The sequence below is a fragment of the Aeromicrobium sp. genome (assembly GCF_037719875.1).
GTDB lineage: Bacteria > Actinomycetota > Actinomycetes > Propionibacteriales > Nocardioidaceae > Aeromicrobium.
In genome coordinates, this window is sequence record NZ_JBBJMJ010000011.1 from 79,951 (window position 1) to 101,790 (window position 21,840).

Genomic DNA, 21,840 nt, shown 5'->3' on the forward strand with positions numbered 1-21,840 from the left:
TAGTTCTGCGCGTCGGGACCACGTGTGGGCCGATACGAGAGGTGGATACGGTGACACCCGCGCTCGGCGCAACTTTGTTAGGATTCCGTGATGCGCGTGAGAAGTATGTGTCGCTGGGCCTCCTCCGCTGATCGGGATGGATCCCATCGGTGACGACGTTGATCGTCGAACCGAATCCTGCAGGCCATCACTTTCAGGCGGTTGCCAACGTGGCGCGCGTCGCCCTCCGCCTCGGCGATGTCGTTCTGTTGACCACGACCGACGCGAGGGGACGTGACGAGTTCAACGTCTACCTGGCAGATCTGTCATTGACCGTTGAGGAACGCCTGAGCAGCATCGATCAGCCCACCAAGGATTTGGTCGCCGCTGTCGCCGACACGTGCCGAAGGGTTGGCGACGTCAAGCACATCGTCTTCATGGATGCCGACAACGCCCTCAAGACCTGGTGGATTGCGGCCATCGGGGCCTTCAAGGGGCTGGACCGCCGTCCGAAAGTCTCGTTCTTCCTGACGAGGTGGTCGAGCTCGCTGGCATGGGCGGGTCTCAAAGATCTCTACTACCTCAAGATCCGGTCCGCGAAGATCGTCCTGGTCCTTCTGGCGCGCCTCACTCGTACGGTCGATCGATGCTCAGGGTTCGCCGGACGTGATGTCACGTCACCGGGTTGGCCCGTGCGGAACGTTCGGGATCCGGCCATCTGCAGCGCACGCTCGACAGACCGGAGCCGCCTTCGAACCGAGCTGTCCCTTCCGCACGACCGAAAGCTGGTCGGCATCTTCGGCGGCATCAACGTCCGAAAGTATCCCCCGCTCGCCCTCGACGCTGTTCTGGCAGCCGACGACGATGCTGATCTGCTGCTGGCAGGGCCCTTCGACGCCGACGCCCGATCGTGGCTGGATGCTTTGGAGCCGGCCCACCGTCAGCGCGTCCTGGTCGTTGATCGATTTCTCTCAAACGCCGATCTCGACCGCATGCTGGCCGCATCGGACGTCGTTCTCCTGCTCATGCGTCTGGAAGGGCCCAGTGGAATCATGGGCAAGGCCATGGTTGCCGACGTGCCAGTGGTGACGGCCGGTTCGGGGTCTCGCGCCCGTGAGCTCGAGACTCTGCACCGCGGCGCGGCCACCGAGAGCGAAGTCGCCTCCTTGGCCAAGGGCCTGCACAGGGTCCTGAACTCCTCAGAAGGAAGGCGACCCCGCACGATGGAGCTTCCGACGGCCGACACCTTCGGGGCGGCGGTCCTGGGCCTGGACGGAGCGGACCCGGTCGTGAGACGTCGGCGCTGGGGCCGGCGTTCCGGCCAGGCTGTTCAAGACGACGAGTCTGCAACCACAGGGGTGCCGCGATGAGGTCAAAGGTCCAGCCGCAGCTGAAGGGGTCGGGCCGGTGACGGCTCGCCGATGGCTGACCCACGCGGTTGCCGCCCGCCTCGGGCGTCGCGGGTTCGAGATCCGGCGACACTCGTCAACCCGTAGGCAGTCGATGTTGATGCGCCACGGAGTCGACCTCGTGCTCGATGTCGGTGCTGCGGACGGCGGGTACGGCACGTCGCTACGCGCCTTCGGATACGCCGGACCCATCGTGTCCTTCGAGCCCCAGGCCGCGGCCTTCGCCCGACTGGGCGAGACGATCTCCGGCGATCCGACGTGGACAGCCCGGCACCTGGCACTTGGTTCGGACCCAGGCGAGGTCACGATGAATATTGCCTCGAACAGCACCAGCAGCTCCATTCTTCCGATGCTTGCGACTCACATCGACGCGGCGCCGTCGGTGACCTACATCGGCACGGAGACCGTGACCGTGTCCACGCTGGACGATGAGACGCGAGAGCTGCTGCCGAAGTATCACCGGCCGTTCCTCAAGATCGATACGCAGGGGTTCGAGCGTGAGGTGCTCGCCGGTGGCAGTGAGACGGTTGCGGCCTGCGTGGGCCTGCAGCTCGAGCTGTCACTCGTGCCGCTGTACGGCGGTGGGATGCTCATCGACGAAGCGATCGGCTGGGCTTACGCCCATGGCTTTCAGATGGTGGGCGTCGAGCAGGGATACGCAGCGCCTTCCGGCGAGATCCTGCAGATCGATGGCGTCTTCATGAGAGTGCCTGCCGGCCAACGGGCCGTGGGGTAGTGTTCGGGCGATGTCACAGGCGCCTGTCCCCAGCTCCTCGGACCAGCTCAGCTTCAGCCAATTGGTCTTCTCCGACTATGCCCGTTATCGGCCGGGCGGCAAGCAGAGCTGGCTCCACGTCCTCCTGAGGATTCCGTCGATTCCAGGCCTGTTGGCGTCGGTGATCCTGCGTGCCCAACAGTGCCTGCACCGCTCAGGCAAGGTGACCCTCGCGCACGCCCTGAGGACCCCCGCGAACGTCCTGGTCGGGGCCGACTTCGGAGCGGGCATGGTGGTCGGCACCGGTTTCATGATGGCCCACCCGGTGGGTGTCACGATCGGATTCGGGCTGGTCATCGGCGACGATGTGACCTTCGCCGGCGGGGTGACGGCCGCCGCCCGTCACTATGAGGCCATCCCCGGACAGGAGCAGTCGTTCGCGACGATCTGCGACGGAGCCGTGCTCGGAGCCAACTCGGTGCTGGTGGGGGGTGTTCGAATCGGTCGGAGCGCGATGGTCGGAGCGAACACCGTGGTGCTGTCCGATGTCGCCGACGGCGCCGTCGTGATGGGCACACCAGCGCGTCAGGTCGGCACGCGTGAGATTGCCAGGCCTGCCGATGGGCGCCCGGTCGATGCCGGTGAGGCGAGCTGATTTCGCCGCACGACCTTGCCCACTTAGAGCATCTTTCCGTCTGCTGATACCAGGAGTCACCCCATGAACACGCCCCTGTCCCTCCCGGTACGAGTCCTGGTCAAGGGTGCCTCGACGGTCAACTGGGTGTCGTGGATGGGTGGCCCGAGGAGCGACTTCACGTTCCCGCGTGCCATGGAGGCCAAGCTCCTTGCGGACGGAAGACCGTGTGACGTTCACACGGTCACGATGACGTCGGAGCGGACGTCGATGATCCTCAGCTCCTGGCAGCGCGAGGTGCTCGGTTTCTCACCCGACGTCATCGTGCTGGTCTACGGCCATTACGAGACGATCCACCTGTTCCTGCCGCGCTGGTTGGAGAGGCACGCCAACACCCTGCGAGCGAAGCCGCGAACCCTGAGCGGGATCTACCGCTCGTTGGTCCTTCGGCGGGTGTGGAAGGCCCTGGCCAGGCTGCAGGCCAGGATCGACTCGACGCTCGACCCGACGCTGCGCCGCCGCCGACCCCAGCATGTCGCGGCTGATCTCGAGCGTTACATCACGCAGGTCCAAAAGGTCGGCAGCCCGCTGGTCTATGTCTTCGAGCTACTGCCGCCAGCCAGCCGGTACCAGGCGTGGTTCCCGGGGATGACCGCTCGCATCGCGGTCATGAACACGGCGCTCGAGTCGATGGTCGATCGGGTCGGCAAGGACAATGTGCGCTACTTCCGCGTCAGCGATCTCGTCGACGAGCACGCCGGTGGCGACCCGGAGATCGCCGCGCCCGACGGTTTCCACTACTCCCCCGAGATGCACCGGCACATCGGGACGGCGCTCGCGCTCGAGATCGAGGCGTGGGCCGACTCCCAGCCCCACCTCGGCGCGGAGGGATCACTGTGAAGTCGATGACGGAGGCGGCGAGAGTCACCCGACCAGGAGGAAAAGGCACATGAGCGCATCATCGACAGGCTCAGGGGAGCCGGCGGTCGAGGCCACCTCCGAGTACGACCCGGCATCGCACTACGACCGGGTCACGGCCGCCTGGCAGCTTCTGTTGGGCGATGAGCTGCACTACGGAGTGTTCGACAGCGGCGACGAGTTGTTGGAGGTCGCCACTGGCGCGCTGACAGCGCGGATGGTGCAGGCGGCCGGATTCGCCGAGCTCGCGGCCGCCAGGTCGCCGGCCCGCGTCCGTGTGCTCGACGTCGGCTGCGGGTCCGGGGCTCCAGCGTGCGAGCTGCGTACGACTGAGGGCGTCGAGGTCGTGGGCATCACGACCAGCGGCGTAGGAGTCGACGCTGCCCGGGCCCGAGCCACGGCCCTCGGCATCGACGGCGTGTCCTTCGAGCAGCGCGACGGCATGGACAACGGTTTCGCGGATGCGGAGTTCGATGTCGTGTGGGCACTCGAGTCCTCGCATCTCATGCGTGATCGTGAGGCACTCATCAACGAGTGCGCACGCGTCCTCCGTCCGGGCGGGAGACTCGTGCTGTGTGATCTGGTCAAGTGGCGGGACATCCCGTTCGCGGAGGTGCGCGGGCGCATCGCCGACTTCGCGACGTTGCGCGAGGCATTCGGCGATGCGCACTTCGAGTCCTTGGACTATTACGCGGGAACCGCGACCGCAGCGGGACTGACGGTCGAGCGCACCGACGACCTCACGGCTGCGACCCTCCCGACGTTCGACCGGTGGCGTGCCAATGCCGCTACCCACCGCGACGAGGTGGTGGGCCTGATCGGCATCGGAGGGCACGAAGCCTTCGTGCGCTCGTGCGATATCCTCGAGGCGTTCTGGCGCGACGGTACCTTCGGCTACGGTCTCATCTCGGCCGTCCGCCCCAGCTGACCGCACCATCTGTCCTCGTTGACCAGTAACGGCCGACCGGCCCGGAGCCTCTAAGGAGCACGTAGCCCCATGAACACCTCTCCCGCTGAGATCGAGCAGACCGTCGTAGCGTTCCTGACGCGGGTCAAGAAGTATCCGGCCGACTTCCACGCCGGCATGTCTCTGGCTGCTGACGGGGTCGGCCTGGACTCGCTCGAGACGGCCGAGCTTTCTGCGACTCTCGAGGACGCGCACGGCATCGACCCCTATTCGACCGGCATCATGCCGCAGACCCTCACCGAGATCCAAGCGTTCTACGACACTGTTCCGACCGAGGTCTGAGTCCCAGTTGTTCGAGCTTCTCCAGCGGGTTGCCGATCAGGACCCGCAGCGTGTGGCGGTCCTGACCCACGCCGGATCGACGTCCTATGCGGACCTGGTATCCGCGTCGCGTCGAGTAGCCGCATTCCTGAGACGAGAACGGATCTCGCGGTTCGCTGTGGTTGACCACGAGGCCGAGGTGATCGTCCCGCTCCTGGCGGGGGCAGCGCTCGCCGGAGTCGAGGCCTGCCAGTACCCGCCGGCCGATGCCGGGGAGGTGGTCGACCTGCTGGGCCGCCTGGGTCACGAGGTGCTCGTGACCGACCGTGCCGACCTGGCCGGGCTCGCCGAGCGCACGTTGGCAACCCACGAGCTGACGGCCCAGGCTGAGGGATCAGATGACATCGTCGTCGCGACGGACACGCCGCACCTGGTGCTCACGACGGGTACGACCGGAGCGCCCCGCGGGGTCCGACACGACTGGTCCCGGCTCCTGCGTGGCACGCCCCGGATCAAGTCGGGGGCGGGGGAGCGATGGCTCCTGGCCTACGGACTGCATCAGTTCGCCGGCCTGCAGATCCTTCTGCACGTCTTCGCTGCCGGAGCGGTACTCGTCGCACCCGCGCCGCGCCGACCGATCGAGGGACTCGCCGCCATGCGCGCCTTCGAGGTCACCCATGCGAGTGCGACACCGACATACTGGCGATTCCTGCTGGCCGAGATGCGATCTGACGGAGGTCCCGTCCCGGCGCTGCGTCAGATCACGATGGGGGGTGAGGCAATCCCCGGCCCATTGCTCGGCGACATCCAGCGGACGTTCCCCCAGGCCCAGGTATCGCAGGTCTATGCTGCTTCGGAGTTCGGCTCGACCGGCTCGATGCGCGATGGTCGTGCGGGCCTGTCGATCAGCGTGCTCGAGCGCGGCGACGACGCGGACGTGGCGATGAAGATCGTGGACGGTGAGCTGTGGATCCGGTCTCGAACCGGGATGCTGGGCTACCACGACGAGGCGCCAGTCGAGGCTGACGGTTGGCGCGCGACGGGTGACCTCGTCGAGGTCACCGACGACCGCATCCTGTTCAAGGGCCGCTCGTCCGAAATCATCAACGTCGGCGGGGTCAAGGTCCACCCGTTGCCGATCGAGGAGCGGGTCAGCGCCGTCGACGGTGTCGACCTGGCCCGCGTCTACGGGCGTCCCAACGCGATGACGGGGTCCATCGTGGCGCTCGAAGTTGTCGCGGCTGTCGGCGCCGACCGGCAAGCTGTGGACGCCGCCATCCGCCGTGCCTGCGAGGATCTGTCCCCCGCAGCCCGCCCTCGCAGCATCCGTTTCGTCGACAGTCTCCTGACAGTCGGCGACAAGATCATCAGGAGTCACACAGGTGAGCACTGAACCCCGCGTCGTCATCGTCACCGGCGGTAGCCGTGGATTGGGGGCCGGCATCGTCAGCTCCTTTCTCGACTCCGGCGACAAGGTCGCTGCGTGCGCGCGCTCTGCCACTCCCGAGGTCGAGGCCTGGGCCAAGGAGCACCCTGACCGCTTCCTGTTCATGCCGGCCGACCTGTCGAGGCCCGAGGACTGCAAGGCGTTCGTCGATGCCGTCATCGAGACGTGGGACCACGTCGACGTCCTGATCAACAACGCCGGGGTCGCGCGCGATGGCATCCTGGGCATGGCAACCGACGAGGACATCGACATCGTGGTCGATCTCAACATCAAGGGCACGCTGTACATGTCGCGTCTCGTCAGCCGCAGGATGCTGGCACGCCGCTCGGGCAACATCGTCAACATCTCTTCCATCGTTGGCCGCTCCGGCTATCGGGGGCTCGGCGTCTACAGCGCGACCAAGGCCGCGCTCGACGGCCTCACCAGGGCACTCGCCCGCGAGCTGGGGTCGCGCGGCATCACCGTCAACGGCATTGCGCCGGGCTACCTGAAGACCGAGATGAGCCACGGCCTCGATGCCGGCCAGATGGACCAGATCGTCCGGCGTACGCCGGCAGGTCGCCTCGGCGACCCCGACGACATAGCCCGCGTGTGCCAATTTCTCACTGACCCTCGCAACGACTACCTGACCGGACAGGTCCTCGTGGTCGATGGTGGCCTCACGAGCTGAATTGCGGGACGACGCGTCGTCGATCGAACTCGTGCGGCACGCGCTCAGGGTGCGGGTATTCCTTGACCGGCGCGAGGGACGGCGTCCCGCCTTCCCACGACCCAGCCGAGGGAGAGGCAGCTGAGGGCCCCGACCGCAGCCAGGCTCATCCCGATGCCGGGCAGGCTCTCCTGCGCGGCTGCCACGGCGATGCCGGCCATCATCATCGGCAACAGCGTCAGCTCGATCCAGGAGGCCGTCCCGCCACGTCCCTCACCCTGGAGCACTGCGATGAGCACCTTGCGCAGGGCCATCAGACCGTCAGCCACGATCAGCCAGCGGGCGCACTCGATGCCCCCTGCGAACTCTTCTCCGAAGGCCGTGCGGATGATCGGGTCTACCAGAATCTGAAGCACCACCACCAACAGCACGATGAGTCCTGCGGAGAGACTGACCCAGCGTCGGATCACGGCACGCTGCGCCGTCCGGTCGGCACCGTGCATCGCCACCCTGGGCAACACGATCACCGCCACCGCATTGCTCACAAGGCTGCAGAGGTTGGAGACGGCCAGGGCGGCCGTGTAGAGACCCAGAGGTGCGGTGCCGAGCAGGCCGCCGACGGCGATGCGATCCAGCGCCAAGCCGTCAAGGGGGCGCACGCTGCTGACATACATCCTGCGGGACTCCGCCCACAGGGGGGTCTCATCGAGCTGGTCCTCGGCTCGACGAGACGGGCGGAGCAGCGACGAGAAGGCGAAAGCGAGCCCGAGGGTGCCGGTCACGAAGTACGCCAACAGCACGTCCAGCGCCTGCCAGTCCCACCTTTGCAGGGCAGCGGTGGTGAGTACGACCGTGAAGAGGAGCTGCGGCGCCAATCCGGCCAAGGCCATACGGACGAGTCGCCCCTCGCCCTGCAACCCGCCGGCCAAGATGCGAAAGAGCATCGTCTGCAAGGCCATCACGAAGACCGCTGCTGCCAAGAGGTACTTCTGCGGGCCGGCCCCCGATCGTTGGAGGAACAGCATGAACGCCGCTGCCGTCAGACAGGGCAGAACCAGGAGCACACCCCTGCGTCGAGCGATCCGGCCGAATCCGTCGCGCGCGGCGATCTGCCGCTCGGCGAGCGCCTTTGCGAGGGCGTTGGGGAGAGAGGCCCCGAACGTCAGCTGTGAGGCGAACATCCCGAGCGCCAACACGAGGGCGATGATGCCTCGTCCTTCGACACCGAGCAGTCGGGCGATGATGACGCCGGTGATCAGAGTCAGGAACTGCAGCCCGAAGGTTACTCCGACGATCAGCAGGAATGAGAACCGATCACGCATCTGCTTCGGTGCTCGGGGTGGTTCGTACGCCTCGGACACAGCGAAAGCATACTGTCAGCGCGTCGGGCTGAGCGCGTTCCGTATCATCATCTCCATGGTTAGCCCCCCGTCGAGCTCCCGACCGCCGTTGTCCGCCAAGCAGCGCGCCGCTCGCGTCCTGCCGAGCTGGATCGTCTCGTGGCTCGACGGCTTGGTTTTCCGAGCTCGCCGGCTCCGGATCCGTGCCGTACAGAAGTCGTTCGGACTTCTGGGTTTCAACGTGGTCAAGAAGGCGGACTACTACTCGACCCTGCCGGTGCTCGCGGAGATCGAGCAGACGCGGGAGCGATGGGACAGGCCGAGCGCCCTCGTCGGAGTCGAGATCGATGTTCCAGGGATGACCAAGACGCTTGCTGCGCTCGCTGACCGGTGGGAGTCCGAATACTCCGAGGTCGCCGGCGATTATGTCGCCAACACGCGGCAAGGCTTCGGCCCGGGCTACCCGCAGATGGATGCCCGGACGCTCTATTACATGATCCGAGAGCACAAGCCGGCTCGATATCTCGAGGTCGGCTCGGGGCTGTCCACTTACTACGCGTCCCTCGCGGCACGCCGCAATGCCGACGAAGGGTCACCCGTTCAGATCAGCTGTGTTGAGCCCTATCCCTTCGACGCACTGAAGAGCCTGCCTGACTTCGAGCTCATCGAAGGGTTCGTCCAGGACGTGGCTCTGGAGCGCTTTGAGGCCCTGGAGGCCGGCGATGTGCTGTTCATCGACTCCTCGCACGCGCTCAAGATCGACAGCGACGTGGCCTTCTTGTTCCTCGAGGCATTGCCGCGGGTCAAGCCCGGCGTCCTGGTGCACATCCACGACGTGCACTTCCCCTTCAACGGTCCATTCCCGGCCGACACGTGGCTGTTTGGGGAGAGGTGGCCGGTCTATTGGAATGAGGCCATGGTCGTGCAGACCTTCCTCGCCTTCAACACCGCCTTCCAGACGCTGCTCTCGGTGCCGATGATCCGGCACGAGGACGAGGACAGCCTCAACGTGCGCTTCGACGACTACACGCCGCTGGCGAAGGACCCGAACCCGCCGTCGTCGCTGTGGCTGCGACGGGTCCACTGACGGTCAGGAGTCAGAGCGCACGAACAGTCCGTCGACCTGCAGCATGCGACCGTTCTTGTCGGAGATGCCTGGCTCCAGTTGTTGGAGTCGATAGCCGTCGGCAGACATCCGCGCGATCAGGTCGTCGAACAGAAGTTGTCCGTCATAGAGCTCGACGAACGACAGCTCGAGCTGAATGGCACCCATCTGGCCGATCAGGTCTCCGGCGCCCTGGAGCACCTCGCCCTCGAACCCCTGCGTGTCGATCTTCAGCAGCGTGCGCTCCGGCGCGATGCCGTATCCGGTGACGAGCTCGCGCACCGTCGTCACGGGCACCTCTTCGGTGCTGATGAATCGGGACTGCGGGGCGGTGTCGAGGTGGGCAGCGGTCATGTCTCGGATCGAGGAAGAGAACGAGTTCTCCGAGACGTTGATCGTCGCAGTGCCGATCTCGGCCCCGACGGCCGAGTTGAGCGCCGTCCAGCGGGCATCGCCTGCGGCGCGTCGATCCAGCTCGGCAAAGGCGCCGCTCAGCGGCTCGCAGCTGATGATGCGGCCGGCGAAGCCCGCGCTGCGGGTCAGCACGGCGTACTGGCCGACATTGGCACCGATGTCCAGCACGGTGTCGAGGCCGCACGACTGCAGGGTCTGGTTGAGGCGGCTGGCGTAGGAGCCTCGTCCGATCTCGAGGTCGGCGTGCTGGAGCGCACGACGCAACCAGAGCTTGCCGGTCTCCCGCGCTCGGTTGGTCAGTGACTGGTCGCTCATGTGGTGACTCCTTCTGGCTCGATGATGATCGGGCTCACTGCGCGAGCAGCTCCTCGACTGCATCAACCACGGCGTTCGGTGAGATGTCGATGTCATTCTGGACGCGATTCATCCGGCGCTCGGGGCGGTCCGGTTCGACCGGTTCCGCCACGAGGTAGCGGTAGGTCGAGTCTGGGACATTGTCGGTGATCGCCCAATAGCCCGGATTGAGGTAGCGGGGCGCGAAGAGCTCCAGCACGCGCACCCCAGCGGGTGCGAAGTTCAGGTTGACGAGCCCGGCTCCGTGCGGCGCAACGACGACCTCGGCCGCGGCGAAGTGGTCGATCTGTTCCTGCACGGAAACCGACCCGGGATCGAACCTGGTGAAGCCCAGTCGCTCCAGGATGGGCATCAGCTCGGGCTCCCGTATGACCCTCCGCGTGTTGGGCGCCTCACCCCGTGTGACGTAGAGACGCTTGGGGCGGCTGCTGACATCCTTGGCGGGGAGCGACGTCCTTAGCCAGTCGGTGATCCACGGAGGGGCCAAGGTGCTCTGGTTGTTGAGGCACGGCACCAGGAGGCGCTCGGCTCGGATCGACAGGTGCTTGGCGGGCTCGACGAGCTCGATGTCGCCGAGACCCAGCAATGCCACGAGCTCGCGGTCCCACCGGCTCTGCTGACTGATCACGATGCGATCGGGCCGGATCCCCGGCATCGCCTCCTGGAGCACGCCCCAGCGTGGCAGCGCGTCCATGATCGAGTGGTAATAGTTGCGCCCGGAGGCGGGTGAGGCAAGTGACAGGACGACGCCGGCCAGCGGCGCCGACTCCGGCAGTCGCGGCCGAAGGTAGATCGGATGCTCGTGCCAGCCGCGGATGCCGAAATATGGACTTGTCTGCAGGTCCAGCGCGCCGCCTGGGGTGATGGTGGCGGCGTAGTCACCGACGAGTCGCCCCTGCTCGACCTCGAGCACGAAACGCGGAGGTGTGTCGAGATGGCGGACCTCGTCCCAGAAGCGCAGACCTCCGGGTCTCCCGACCGGGATGTCGCGCCGTAGGGCCTCTGCAGGTCCGCCCACGTGCAGCCGGACCTGGCCCGGCTCTCTGGCCGCTGACTCCGCAGAGGTTGCCGACACTGCACCGGGAACCGCGCGCTCACCGCCAAGCCCCGTCCCGCGAGTGACTCGTCCGACTGCGCGGGTGGCTCCGCGATGCACGAGCTTTGCCGCAGGCCACATCGGTTGCAGCGCGGGAGGTAGCCGGGTCATGTCGCGGGCTCAGGCGGCCCGGGTGGTGGCCCGGGCGAACCACGCATTGCCCAGACCCGGGCGGTCGGCCGGCTCGTCGCGGACGAGCTTGAGGCCCAGGACGTCGAAGAAGTCGACCAGCTCGCTGAAGCTGTAGCCCTCGACCGGGTGATATTCCATGACGACCCGCTGCACGCCGGCCCAGTGATCCGGGTTGCTGGTCAGGATCACGCCGTACTCGGCGCCTTCTGCGTCGCTCTTCAGCAGGTCGATGCGGCCGCCAGTAGCGGCGTGGATGTCGGCGAACGTGACGCAGGGGACGGAGACGAGGACTCCGGAGCCGTCCGGAGCCGTCAGGCCGTTGTGGGCGCTGGCCTCGCCGTTGTCGATGATCTCCAGCGCACCCTCGTGGTCGGATACCGCGCTGCGGTGGACTATCAGCCGATCACCCAGGTCGTTTGCGGCTACGTTGCGCTCGAGCCAGTCGGCAGTTGACGGAGATGCTTCGTAGGCGTGGACGGTAGCGCCGGGAACGGCCGCGCACACAGCGCTCGAGAAGCTGCCGATGTGAGCGCCGATGTCGACTGCCGTCAGGTCGGCCGGAAGCCCGTCGAGCAGCTCCCCGAGCCGGTAGACGTCGTCGGCATTGATTTCATAGATCGGGAACCGGGCGCCGGCCACGTTGGGTGCGTACATCGTCAGGCCGGTCTTGGTGCGGAATTTCATCTCAGTCGAACGAAATGTGCTCATCAGCAGCTCAGGCCCGTTGTCGAAATGCGTGAACGACTGTCGGATCCGGCGTCCGGCTCGAACGATCCTGCGCATTCTCATGCGGCTACCTCTCTTCGACTGGCCTGGCGGGTCATGCGGCTGCGCCTGAGGAAGCGGGCCAGCGTGAACGGCCCGTCCAGTATGCACGGCACCTGCGGGCCGTTGTTCAGCGGAAGTCGAGCAGCATCGTCTCGGGTGGCTCGACCTGAACTCCCAGGCTCGACTTGTCGACCTCGGCACGTACGCAGAACGTCTCGTGGCGCAGCCGCAGGAACCCGGTCTGGGCGCCATAGCTCATGAACAGGTCGCGCACCTGGGCAAGCGCCGACTCGCCGACCGAGGGATGCCGGGTCGCTTCGGCGAACCGCATGAGCCCTGGCAGATCGAGCTTTTCCCATGTGCCGAACTCATGGGTCTCGGGCTCGTGGAACAGGCCAGATGCGCTGAAGGTGTCGACGGGGGTCGGAGGCGTCGTACGATCGCCGGTGATCTCGCGCAGCTTGCGCATCCACGGGATCGAGTCGTCGTAGCGCTGCGAGATCATCGAGAGCAGCCCGCTTGGCCGCAGGACCCGGGCGTACTCGGCGAGCGCCATCGGGGCCTCGCGCAGCTCGGGCACGACGACGACGTCGAAGGAATCGGCGAGGAACGGTAGGCGATCGCCCTGGCTACGGACGTACTGGATGTCCTCGTGACGACTGGCGGTGACGTCGTCGCCAGCCACGACGACCTCGTGCCCCTGCTCCGCGAGCTGGTAGGCCAGCGACCCGTCACCGAGGTGCAGGACACAGGACAGACGGTCCCCGACCAGCCATTTGGCGGTGCGATCTTGCGGGGAGTCGTTCATCTTCTGAAGGCTACCGGTCGGCACGAGGGGCGGCCGGTACGCTTCGGGCGTGTCCGATCCGTTCATCTCGGCTGCCCAGCTCGAGGGCATCCCGTCGACCTACGCAGGCACCCGTGACGGCATCGACTCGATGCTCCGTGATCGCGGTCTGCGGCGCAGCTCACCCGAAGACACCGCCCGCTCGTTGCTGCTCGGAGCGGCGGCCACCGCCGCGCTCGCCGGCAGCGCCTACGAGGTCGAGGTGCTTGCTGCGGGCGGTGGGGACGAGGTCGCCCGGGGAGCCGTGCGTCTGTCCACCGAGCTGCTCGGACTGCTGCCGGTCTGGCATCACTCGCCGGTCCAGGCCCTTGCCCGCATGCATGCGCTCGCCGCCGCCGGATCGGTCGACGATGCGGACCTGGGTCGACCGGTCAACCCCGATGGTGTCGCCCGGCTCTCTGCCTTGGCGTCGATGCTCAGTGTGCCGACCACTGCACCGGGACTCGTCGTCGCGGCACTGGTACATGCCGAGATCGCCGCCGCAGGCGCCTTCGCGACGCACAACGCCGTCGTCGGTCGGGCCGCCGAGCGGTTGGTGCTCGTCGCCAAGGGCGTCGACCCAGCGTCGGTGACCGTGCCCGAGGCCGGTCATTCGGCGGAGCCCGACGGCTACCGCGCCGCTCTCACGGCGTACGCGGGCGGAGAGCCGACCGGGGTCCATCAGTGGTTGATGTATGCGTCGCAGGCCTTCACGCGAGGTGCCGAGGCGTCACCGCTCGCGCTCTGACATCAGCGGGATGCTCAACCGGGTTGGCCGCTGACGAGAATCTCGCTGAACTGTGACGCGACCTTGTCGACGTCGAACTTGCGCTCGGCGGTCTGCCGAGTCCGCTCACCGATTCGTGCCACGAGGTCGGGCTCCGAGGCGAGCTCGACGAGCCAGGCGCCAGCAGACTTGGCTCCCACCTCGGACGGATCGACGACGATGCCACCGCTCTCGGTGATGTCGAGCGCGGCTGGGTTGTCGGCCGGCATCAGCCCCAGGATCGGTCGCCCGGCGGCCATGTAGGACAGCACCTTGCTGGGTATCGAGAACTTGGTGGCGTCCGGCTCGAGCAGCGCGACCAGGACATCGGCGGAGCCGAGCACATTGGGAAGGTCCTCAGCCGGCTGGAATGGGAGGACTCGAAGGGGAATCCCGTCGGTCGCCGCGGCCGCGGCCAGGTCGTTGGCCGCCTCCCCCTGTGAGACCACGACCATGGAAGCCGAGATGCCATTGTCGAGGGCGTTGCGCAGGAGGTCGATCAGCAGCCGCGGATTGTGCTTGCGGCCGATCGTGCCGGCGTACACGAGGCGCAGTGAAGCATCGTCCGGGAACAGGTCGTCCGAGCGTGGGTTGTCGCGCTGCACCGGGAACACCTTGTCCAGGGGGGCCCAGTTGGGGATGACCGAGACCTTTCTCGGATCGACCTTCCATCCGGGGTAGACGCCCTTGAAGGCCTCGCCGATCGCCACGACGTGACAGGCGTTGCGTGTGCAATAGGCCTCCATCCGAATGAACACTCGTGTGCCGAGTCGGGCCAGCGGCCGAGGCAGCCTGCGCCGCAGCTCATCTGCCAGCCCACTGCTGTAGATGTCCTGGTGCCACATGACGTACGCAAGCTTGGCCTTGCGGGCATGGCGGGCGAACAGGAACATCGAGATGAGCGGCAGGTTGCAGGCGATGACCGCGTCGGGTCGCGAGTCGTCGATACGCTTGTTCCACGCTCGCCCGTACGCCCGCTCGAACCGCACGCGGCCAAGTGGGGCGTACTTCTGGAACGGCAGGTCAATCGCCATGCCGGTGAACGACAGGTTCGGGCTGTCGCCGGGCTGGACCGAGAGATGGCCCTTGCCGCTGACGTACTGGTCTGCGGACACGTGGTCGACGCTGTGCCCGAGCTCAGCCAACTTGCGGGAGAGCTCCGCCTGGAAGGGGTGGCCCGAGAAGTCGTGCAGGATGACCTTCATCGCGTCAGCGGGCACTCAGCTGATCGTAGATCCAGGCGTAGGTCTTCTCTAGGCCGTCCCGCAGCGAGATCGACGGCTCCCAGCCGTAGATGCTCTCGAACATCGTGTTGTCGGAATTGCGGCCGCGCACGCCCTGCGGCGCGGTCAGGTCATGGCTGCGGGTGACAGTGATTCCGGCGATCTCCTCGAGGATCGAGGCCATCTGGTTGATCGTCACCAGCTCGGATGATCCGAGGTTGACCGGCTCGACGTTATCGCCAGCCAGGATCTCCTTGGTGCCGTGGACGCAGTCGTCGATGTACATGAAGCTGCGGCTCTGCTCGCCGTCGCCCCAGATGTCGATCGTGTGATCGCCGCTGAGCTTGGCCTGGGCGATCTTGCGGGAGAGCGCGGCCGGGGCCTTCTCGCGGCCACCCTCGAACGTTCCTTCGGGCCCGTAGACATTGTGGTAGCGGGCCACCCGGGTCTCGATGCCGAAGTCTTCGCGGAAGTGACGCGCCATGCGCTCGCTGAAGAGCTTTTCCCAGCCGTAGCCGTCCTCGGGGTCCGCCGGATAGGCGTCGGACTCCTTGAGGGCCGTGACGTCGGGATCGGTCTGCTTGTCGCCGGCATAGACGCAGGCCGAGCTGCTGTAGAAGTAGCGTTGTGTACCGGCGTCGCGGGCGGCGACCAGCACGTTCGTGCTCGTGAGGACCGAGAGCATGCACTCGGCCTTGTTGTTCTCGATGAAACCCATCCCGCCCATGTCCGCCGCGAGGTTGTAGATCTCCTGCGTGCCGACGGCCATCTTGTGCGCGTCACCCATGTCGGCGCAGTCGGCGACGACGTTCTCGGCGTCGCTGTGCACCTGGTACCACTCGTCCTGCGGCTTGATGTCAACAGCCCTGACGCTCTTGCCTTCGCTGAGGAGGTCTGCCACCAAGTGGCCTCCGATAAATCCACCGGCGCCCGTAACTAGGATTGACATCGATCCCTCAATTCTTCTCGTCTGGAGTGCCGCGTCGTGGCGCGACCTATGACCAAGATCGTTACACGAAACAACGATTGACGGATGACAAGTTACGCGGGTGCCCCCGCGCTTTGCCGACCTGCCCTCTACTTTGATGCGCGAGACGCGCCACGCCAAACCGGCTGAGCCGATCCAGTCCAGCCGTGGGATAGTGGAGGGTGTGGCCGGATGGCCGCACTTTCTCACATAGACTCGCTCTGACCTTCCGGCAATCGGGCGGTTCCGTTCGACAAGGGGAGCCAGGTGGATCTGCGGCAATTTCTCGGCACGCTGCGAGCGCGCTGGAAGTTCATTCTGGGCACCATCGTGCTCGGATCGTTGGCGACCGTGTTGCTCGTCCTGAGCATCACCCCACAGTACGGCTCGAGCGTCAAGCTCTTCGTGTCGACGCCTACCGGGGGCCAGGCCGACTATGCCGCAAGCCTGGCCGTGGGTCAGCGGGTCGCGTCCTACTCCGACCTCGCACGTGACCCGTCGGTCATGCAACGAGTCATCACCAGGCTCAACCTCGACATGACCTATGAGGAACTCCAGTCGCAGATCACGACGGAGGTCGTCACCGGCACGCAGACGATCCAGATCGACGCCCAGGCGGACAGCCCTGAGCTGGCGCGCCAGATCGCCGACGCGGAGGCCCAAGAGGTCGTCGGGCTGATCAAGCGCCTCGAGGAGCCCGCAGACGAAGAACTCCAGCCGGCAATCGTCGCGCGCGTGGCGGGCAAACCCAGCATCAGCTCGGCCGCCGTCTCGCCCAATGTCCCGCTCAACATCTTGATTGGAATCTTGCTGAGCATCTTCGTCGGGATCGCCGGCGCCTTGCTCCGCGACCTGCTCGATCGCACGGTGAAGAGTCGCGAGGATGTCGAGGAGCTTGCCGGAAGCGCGATCCTGGCCACACTGCCCTTTGAGCCACAGGTCAAGAAGCAGCCGCTGAGCACCGGCGGGGGTGGCACGCTGGCCGAGGCCCTACGGGTGCTGCGCACCAATCTTGAGTTCGCCAATGTCGACGCCAAGCCGCAGACGATCCTGGTGTCGAGCGCCGTCCCCAACGAGGGCAAGACGTTGGTGGCAACCAATCTCGCCTTGTCGATGGCCCAGACCGGCCGATCGGTCCTGTTGATTGATGCCGACATGCGCAACCCCAACGTCGCCGAGCTGCTCGGCCTGGAGAACACCGTCGGTCTTGTGACGGTGCTGGTCGGTCGCACGAGCCTGGCCGAAGCCACACAGCCGCATGTCAGCGGCGTCAACTTCTTGGGCACCGGTCCCACCCCGCCCAACCCCGCCGAAGTGCTCAACACGCAGGCCATGCGCGACCTGTTCGTGCAGGTCCGCGAGGAGTACGACGTGGTCATCATCGACGCGCCGCCCATGCTCCCCGTCGCCGATGCCTCGATCCTGATGACCGAGGTCGACGGCGCACTGCTGTTGGTGCGTTATGGCTCGACGACCCGCGAGCAGCTGCGACTTGCCGCAGCCCGCATCGAGACGGTGGGTGGCCGGCTCTTCGGCACGGTCCTCAACCGCACCCCTCGTCGTACCAGCGACTCCTACGGCTATGGCTACAGCTACGGCTATGGCTACGGCACTACCACCGCCGAGCCCGAGGCTCCGTCCCGCGCCGAGGAGCAGTCCCGGCGCGCACACCGCCGCGCATCGCGGTAGCGAGCTATGACAGGGACTCGGCGCAAGTCCAGCTCGCGCAGCACCAGCTCGGCCGGCTCATATCGAAGCGGCCCGGCCAGCTGGGTCGGTGCGACAGTGCCGGTCCTGGGTAGCGCTCTGGCCCTGATCGTCCTGCTGCCGCTGAGCATGTACTCGACCCTGGGTGCGGCAGTCGCCGTGACGGCGGCCGCGATGGTGACGATGCTGGTGGCAGTCGGGATCGAAGGATCGGCCATCGCGGTGCTCACGATCGGTTTCGTCTTCGCGCCGCTGAACGACGTGCGCCCGATCCCGGCGCTCACCTTCGTGACAGCGTCCGATGTGTGTCTGCTCGTGGCAACCCTGCTGCTGGCCCCCGGCCTCCTCATGAAGAAGGTCCAGCCGCAAGTCCTGTTCCTGGCGGCAGCGGGGTGCCTGGTGGCGGTGGGTCTCATCTCGTCCGTGGCCAATCCCGAGCCGTTCGTCAATCTGAACATCATGCTGCGGCTTGTGGTCGGAGCCTTGCTGCTGCCGGTGCTGTTCATGCTTTGGCGCCCGCCCCGCGCTGTCCTGGTGACCTTTGCGATCGCTTACGTAGCGGGCAACGTGGTCAACGTGGTCCAAAGTGTCGCTTTTGGTGCCACCTCCTTCGAGAATCGCTACATCGGCCTGACGACGCACCCCAACGTCCTCGGACTGTGCGCGCTGCTCGGACTCGCGCTCGTGCCGTTCATCTACCAGGAGCTGCCCAAGGCATACGCCTGGATTGTTGTCGGTGCCGGTGGCACCTGTGCCTACGGCATCTGGATCAGCGGTAGCCGTGCGGCCCTCTTGGTGGCAGTGGCGGTGGCGGTGCTGTATCCAGTCCTCTCGAAGTCCATCGAGACCGCCGTGCTCCTTTTCGGCGTCAGCATTCTTCCCGCCTACGTGGTGGGCAGGATTCTGACATCGGGCGAGGTGCAGAACAACATTCTCGGCCGGCTGGTCGGTGGCGGAAGCGCCTCGGCCTCGGACCAGGTCCGAGAGCAGGTGGCGCAGAAGGCACTGGACAAGTTCTTGGCCAACCCGATCGTCGGGGGCGGGTTTGGCGAGGTCCTCGAGGCCCACAATGTCTACCTGCAAATTGCGGCGGCATGCGGGCTGGTGGGGGCGGTGTTCTACGTCATTCTCCTGGTGGCGGTCGTACGACAGCCCTTCATGCTGGGTTCGTCGAACCTGTTGCTGGCGCTGCCGTGCATGAGCTACATCATGATCGGCCTGATGACCCCATTGATCTGGGATCGCTATATCTGGTGTGTCCTGGCCCTACCATTTCTCGTGCCGCTTCTCGACAAGTCTGCGGTCGACGACCCGTTATCCCTCGAGCCTGCGCTGTCCAAGGAGAGTTCATGAAGGTTGCTCGCCGCGTCCGTTCCGTCGCGCGACGCATTCGCCAGACTGTGGTCTCGTTCGACAATGGATGGTCTGTACTGCAGCAGATCCTGACCCGGTCCGATGAGCTGGTCTACCGGGTGGGCGACCTGCAGATCACCGGCCCCAACGTTCCGGGCGCCAGGGTTCCGGTCTACGAGGTGTTCTCCGAGGATGAGTACGCCATGACGTGGTTCTCCCAGGGCCTCGGGCGGGAGCCCGTCCTGGTGGACATCGGCGCGCACATCGGCTGCTTCTTGTTGGAGTTCACGTCCCAGCACCCGGGCGCGCGTGTCGAGGCATACGAGCCGACTCCCTCAACGGGGTCCTACCTGCGGCGCAATGTGGACGCCAATGGGTTGTCAGACCGCGTCACGGTGCATCACGAGGCCGTCGCGGCTGCTCGAGGGCAGCTCGTCATGGCCGACAACGGAGCGGGCAGCGGTCACAACGGCGTGCTGCACCTGGGGGAGGCCGGGTCGGTCACGATCGAGGTACCCTGCGTCAGCCTGGCCGAGGCCTTCGATGCCGCTGGCGGTCATATCGACCTTGTCAAGATGGACGCTGAAGGCGCGGAGTATGACATCGTGCTCAACACCTCCCCGGACATCTGGGCAGGAGTTCAGCGCCTCGTGATGGAGTATCACGCGTTGCCCGGTCACACCTTCGAGGAGCTGGAGTCGCACCTCGCAGCGGCAGGACTTCAGCTCGCCCGTCGCGATCGCTATGCGGCCGGCCTGGGTCTGGCTTGGTTCTCGCGCGACATGCCGGCCTGATTCTCGCGCGAACGCCACAGAGCGGCGGCGCCAGTTCCGTGGAACGGCGCCGCCTGGCCAGCATTTCCGGCTACCAGGCGTGCTGTCATCTGCGTCGTCGCGGCTCCTGAAATCCCTGAGTGGAGAGGAGACCGGCGAGCGACTATCCCATTGAGACGGGTGATCGCCGCGTGGGTACCGGGTGCTGTGCCGCTGTGGAGTTCTTCAACTCCTGTGTACCTTCCCCAGTCGTAGAGTGACAGGCCTACTCGCTCGTAACATTGTGCGAACAGATTCACAATCGATGTCGCCCGGCCTCAAGCGGCCGGGCTAGAGTTGACGTATGCATCGAGGTTGGGCTGGTTCCATCGCGCTGGTCCTGCTCGGCTCGCTCGTCGGTTGCGGTGGTGATGGTCCGCCCCCAGGCTCTGGCCGTTACGTGGCGTTGGGCGATTCTTTTGTCTCAGGTCCGGCAATCTCGAAACAGGATCCCAACGCGCTCGCCTGTCTGCGCTCCGACCGCAACTACCCGAGCCTGGTGGCCAAGCAGCTGAAGTGGAAGGAATTCGTCGACGTCAGCTGCGGAGGGGCGACCACCGAGACCATGCGGAGCGGCCGGGTGACCGCGCAGGGTGAGTCGATCAGGCCCCAGCTGGATGCGCTGACTGTCGACACCGACCTCGTCACGGTCGGCGTCGGTGGCAATGACGAAGGAGCTGCCACGAATCTGTTCACGTTCTGCCTGATCAAGGCCACCGCGACGGACGCCAAGTGTCGCGCATTCTCCGCGGCGTACGTCAAGACTGTCGAGGACTCCAGCCGCGATCGGGTGCGGTCGATCCTGTCAGAGATCAAGGGGCGTGCCCCCGAAGCGAAGATCTTCCTGGTGGGCTATCTGCGGATCGTCCCGGACCAGGGTGACTGCCCCGATCTGCCGATGTCCGAGACCTCTCGCGCCGCGGCCATGGAGGTGGAGAAGGCCTTCGGGTCGGCGTTGAAGAGCGCCGCCCGTGCTGCCGATGTGCCGTTCATCGACGTGCGCCCCGGCTCACGCGGGCACGACGCGTGCGCCGGTCAAGAGGCGTGGGTCAACGGGATCGAAAACCCTCCAGGTGACGGCGCTTTCCTGCACCCCAATGCCGCTGGCATGCGATATGTCGCGAAGGCTGTTGAAAAGGCTCTCGAAAGGTCCTGACTCAGCCCCGCAGGTCACAGGTCAGGCGGCGAGGCGCTGCTTGCGGCGCGAGACCAGGGCGACCGTGATCACGCCGACCGCGCTGGCGACGACGGCTGCAGCAGCTGCCTTGCCGACCCGCGTGTCGAGGCCCAGTCGGCGGCGCAGGGCGACGGGCCGGGCGAACGTCAGGATCGGCCAGCCGTTGTCCTCGGCCATCCGGCGCAGCGTCTTGTCGGGGTTGACCGCGAAGGGGTGACCCACCGCCTCGAGCATGGGCGCGTCGGTCTCGGAGTCCGAGTAGGCGTAGGACTCGCTGAGGTCGTAGCCGCGATCGGCGGCCAGCGCTCGCATCGCCTTGGCCTTGTTGGGGCCGTATGCGTAGAAGTCGACTTCACCGGTGTAGCGGCCGTTCTCGGCGACGAGCGTCGTGGCAATGACGTAGTCGACGCCGAGCATCTCGCCGATCGGTGCGACGACCTCGGACCCGGAGGCCGACACGATGACGACGTCGCGGCCGGCGGCCTGGTGCTCTTCGATCAGGTCGACGGCCTCGTCGAACACGATCGGGTCGATGATCGAGTGCAGGGTCTCGGCAACGGCCTGGCGAACGACCTCGACGTCCCAGCCCTTGATCATCTGGGTCATGTAGGCGCGCATCTTCTCGAGCTGCTCGTGGTCAGCCCCGCTGATCGAGAACATGAAATTGGCGTAGGCGCTGCGGAGAACGGCCCGACGACTGAGCAGTCCGCCTTCATAGAACGGCTTGCCGAACGCGAGCGTGCTCGACTTGGCGATGATGGTCTTGTCCAGGTCGAAGAATGCGGCAGACCTCAAGGGGCTCACACCTTCAAGGATAGGCC

The 21,840-nt window shown here is 66.1% G+C and carries 22 protein-coding genes; 14 read left to right on the plus strand and 8 right to left on the minus strand.

Going from position 1 to position 21,840, the window contains the following annotated elements:
* Positions 1-209 precede the first annotated feature (209 nt).
* The 8 genes from WKF39_RS11550 to WKF39_RS11585 all read left to right on the plus strand — a co-directional run bounded on the left by WKF39_RS11550 (position 210) and on the right by WKF39_RS11585 (position 7,000).
* The gene (locus tag WKF39_RS11550) at positions 210-1,349 is read left to right on the plus strand and encodes a glycosyltransferase (protein ID WP_340388505.1); all 1,140 of its coding nucleotides are present in this window, start codon (positions 210-212) and stop codon (positions 1,347-1,349) included.
* A 37-nt stretch (positions 1,350-1,386) separates the two neighbouring features.
* Entirely contained in the window at positions 1,387-2,124 is a 738-nt protein-coding gene (locus WKF39_RS11555) for an FkbM family methyltransferase (RefSeq protein WP_340388507.1), read from the plus strand.
* Between the two features lie 10 nt (positions 2,125-2,134).
* Positions 2,135-2,758 (plus strand): hypothetical protein, encoded by a 624-nt coding sequence (locus tag WKF39_RS11560; RefSeq protein WP_340388508.1) that lies wholly within the window; start codon positions 2,135-2,137, stop codon positions 2,756-2,758.
* Between the two features lie 63 nt (positions 2,759-2,821).
* Entirely contained in the window at positions 2,822-3,637 is an 816-nt protein-coding gene (locus tag WKF39_RS11565; protein WP_340388510.1) for an SGNH/GDSL hydrolase family protein, read from the plus strand.
* A gap of 49 nt (positions 3,638-3,686) precedes the next feature.
* Positions 3,687-4,583, plus strand: a complete 897-nt coding sequence (locus WKF39_RS11570) for a methyltransferase domain-containing protein (RefSeq protein WP_340388512.1) — start codon at positions 3,687-3,689, stop codon at positions 4,581-4,583.
* A gap of 69 nt (positions 4,584-4,652) precedes the next feature.
* Positions 4,653-4,904, plus strand: coding sequence for a hypothetical protein (locus tag WKF39_RS11575; protein WP_340388514.1), 252 nt, complete (start codon positions 4,653-4,655; stop codon positions 4,902-4,904).
* Positions 4,905-4,911: 7 nt separating this feature from the next.
* A complete protein-coding gene (locus WKF39_RS11580; protein ID WP_340388516.1) occupies positions 4,912-6,276 on the plus strand; it encodes a class I adenylate-forming enzyme family protein in 1,365 nt (454 codons plus the stop codon).
* On the plus strand, positions 6,266-7,000 hold the full coding sequence (locus tag WKF39_RS11585) for a 3-oxoacyl-ACP reductase family protein (protein ID WP_340388518.1): 735 nt from the start codon (positions 6,266-6,268) through the stop codon (positions 6,998-7,000). Before WKF39_RS11580 ends, WKF39_RS11585 begins: the two co-directional genes overlap by 11 nt.
* Before the next feature lie 44 nt (positions 7,001-7,044).
* Here WKF39_RS11585 and WKF39_RS11590 read toward each other — a convergent pair whose 3' ends face one another.
* Entirely contained in the window at positions 7,045-8,340 is a 1,296-nt protein-coding gene (locus tag WKF39_RS11590; protein ID WP_340388520.1) for an oligosaccharide flippase family protein, read from the minus strand.
* A 55-nt stretch (positions 8,341-8,395) separates the two neighbouring features.
* Here WKF39_RS11590 and WKF39_RS11595 point away from each other — a divergent pair, with 55 nt between their 5' ends.
* Positions 8,396-9,406: a class I SAM-dependent methyltransferase gene (locus tag WKF39_RS11595; protein ID WP_340388523.1), complete on the plus strand. Its 1,011-nt coding sequence runs from the start codon at positions 8,396-8,398 to the stop codon at positions 9,404-9,406.
* A gap of 3 nt (positions 9,407-9,409) precedes the next feature.
* Here the strand turns inward: WKF39_RS11595 and WKF39_RS11600 are convergent, their stop codons facing one another.
* From WKF39_RS11600 to WKF39_RS11615, 4 genes are all read right to left on the minus strand, one after another.
* Positions 9,410-10,153, minus strand: coding sequence for an FkbM family methyltransferase (locus tag WKF39_RS11600; protein ID WP_340388525.1), 744 nt, complete (start codon positions 10,151-10,153; stop codon positions 9,410-9,412).
* Between the two features lie 34 nt (positions 10,154-10,187).
* Positions 10,188-11,399, minus strand: a complete 1,212-nt coding sequence (locus WKF39_RS11605; RefSeq protein ID WP_340388527.1) for a glycosyltransferase family 61 protein — start codon at positions 11,397-11,399, stop codon at positions 10,188-10,190.
* A gap of 9 nt (positions 11,400-11,408) precedes the next feature.
* On the minus strand, positions 11,409-12,209 hold the full coding sequence (locus tag WKF39_RS11610; protein WP_340388529.1) for an FkbM family methyltransferase: 801 nt from the start codon (positions 12,207-12,209) through the stop codon (positions 11,409-11,411).
* Between the two features lie 106 nt (positions 12,210-12,315).
* The gene (locus WKF39_RS11615; protein WP_340388531.1) at positions 12,316-12,996 is read right to left on the minus strand and encodes a class I SAM-dependent methyltransferase; all 681 of its coding nucleotides are present in this window, start codon (positions 12,994-12,996) and stop codon (positions 12,316-12,318) included.
* A gap of 49 nt (positions 12,997-13,045) precedes the next feature.
* On the opposite strand from WKF39_RS11615, the gene WKF39_RS11620 reads away from it, so the two are divergent.
* Positions 13,046-13,762, plus strand: a complete 717-nt coding sequence (locus tag WKF39_RS11620) for an oxidoreductase (RefSeq protein ID WP_340388533.1) — start codon at positions 13,046-13,048, stop codon at positions 13,760-13,762.
* Between the two features lie 14 nt (positions 13,763-13,776).
* Here WKF39_RS11620 and WKF39_RS11625 read toward each other — a convergent pair whose 3' ends face one another.
* Together WKF39_RS11625 and WKF39_RS11630 are read right to left on the minus strand one after the other, a co-directional pair.
* Positions 13,777-15,000: a glycosyltransferase family 4 protein gene (locus WKF39_RS11625; RefSeq protein WP_340388534.1), complete on the minus strand. Its 1,224-nt coding sequence runs from the start codon at positions 14,998-15,000 to the stop codon at positions 13,777-13,779.
* Positions 14,990-15,952: an NAD-dependent epimerase/dehydratase family protein gene (locus WKF39_RS11630; protein ID WP_340388536.1), complete on the minus strand. Its 963-nt coding sequence runs from the start codon at positions 15,950-15,952 to the stop codon at positions 14,990-14,992. The genes WKF39_RS11625 and WKF39_RS11630 overlap by 11 nt, the downstream gene beginning before the upstream one ends.
* 285 nt (positions 15,953-16,237) lie before the next feature.
* On the opposite strand from WKF39_RS11630, the gene WKF39_RS11635 reads away from it, so the two are divergent.
* The 4 genes from WKF39_RS11635 to WKF39_RS11650 all read left to right on the plus strand — a co-directional run bounded on the left by WKF39_RS11635 (position 16,238) and on the right by WKF39_RS11650 (position 20,998).
* Positions 16,238-17,659: a polysaccharide biosynthesis tyrosine autokinase gene (locus WKF39_RS11635; RefSeq protein ID WP_340388538.1), complete on the plus strand. Its 1,422-nt coding sequence runs from the start codon at positions 16,238-16,240 to the stop codon at positions 17,657-17,659.
* A 177-nt stretch (positions 17,660-17,836) separates the two neighbouring features.
* On the plus strand, positions 17,837-19,030 hold the full coding sequence (locus tag WKF39_RS11640; protein WP_340388540.1) for an O-antigen ligase family protein: 1,194 nt from the start codon (positions 17,837-17,839) through the stop codon (positions 19,028-19,030).
* Positions 19,027-19,824 (plus strand): FkbM family methyltransferase, encoded by a 798-nt coding sequence (locus WKF39_RS11645; protein ID WP_340388542.1) that lies wholly within the window; start codon positions 19,027-19,029, stop codon positions 19,822-19,824. The genes WKF39_RS11640 and WKF39_RS11645 overlap by 4 nt, the downstream gene beginning before the upstream one ends.
* Before the next feature lie 322 nt (positions 19,825-20,146).
* Entirely contained in the window at positions 20,147-20,998 is an 852-nt protein-coding gene (locus tag WKF39_RS11650) for an SGNH/GDSL hydrolase family protein (protein WP_340388544.1), read from the plus strand.
* Positions 20,999-21,019: 21 nt separating this feature from the next.
* Here WKF39_RS11650 and WKF39_RS11655 read toward each other — a convergent pair whose 3' ends face one another.
* Positions 21,020-21,823, minus strand: a complete 804-nt coding sequence (locus tag WKF39_RS11655) for an HAD family hydrolase (protein WP_340388546.1) — start codon at positions 21,821-21,823, stop codon at positions 21,020-21,022.
* Positions 21,824-21,840: the final 17 nt, after the last annotated feature.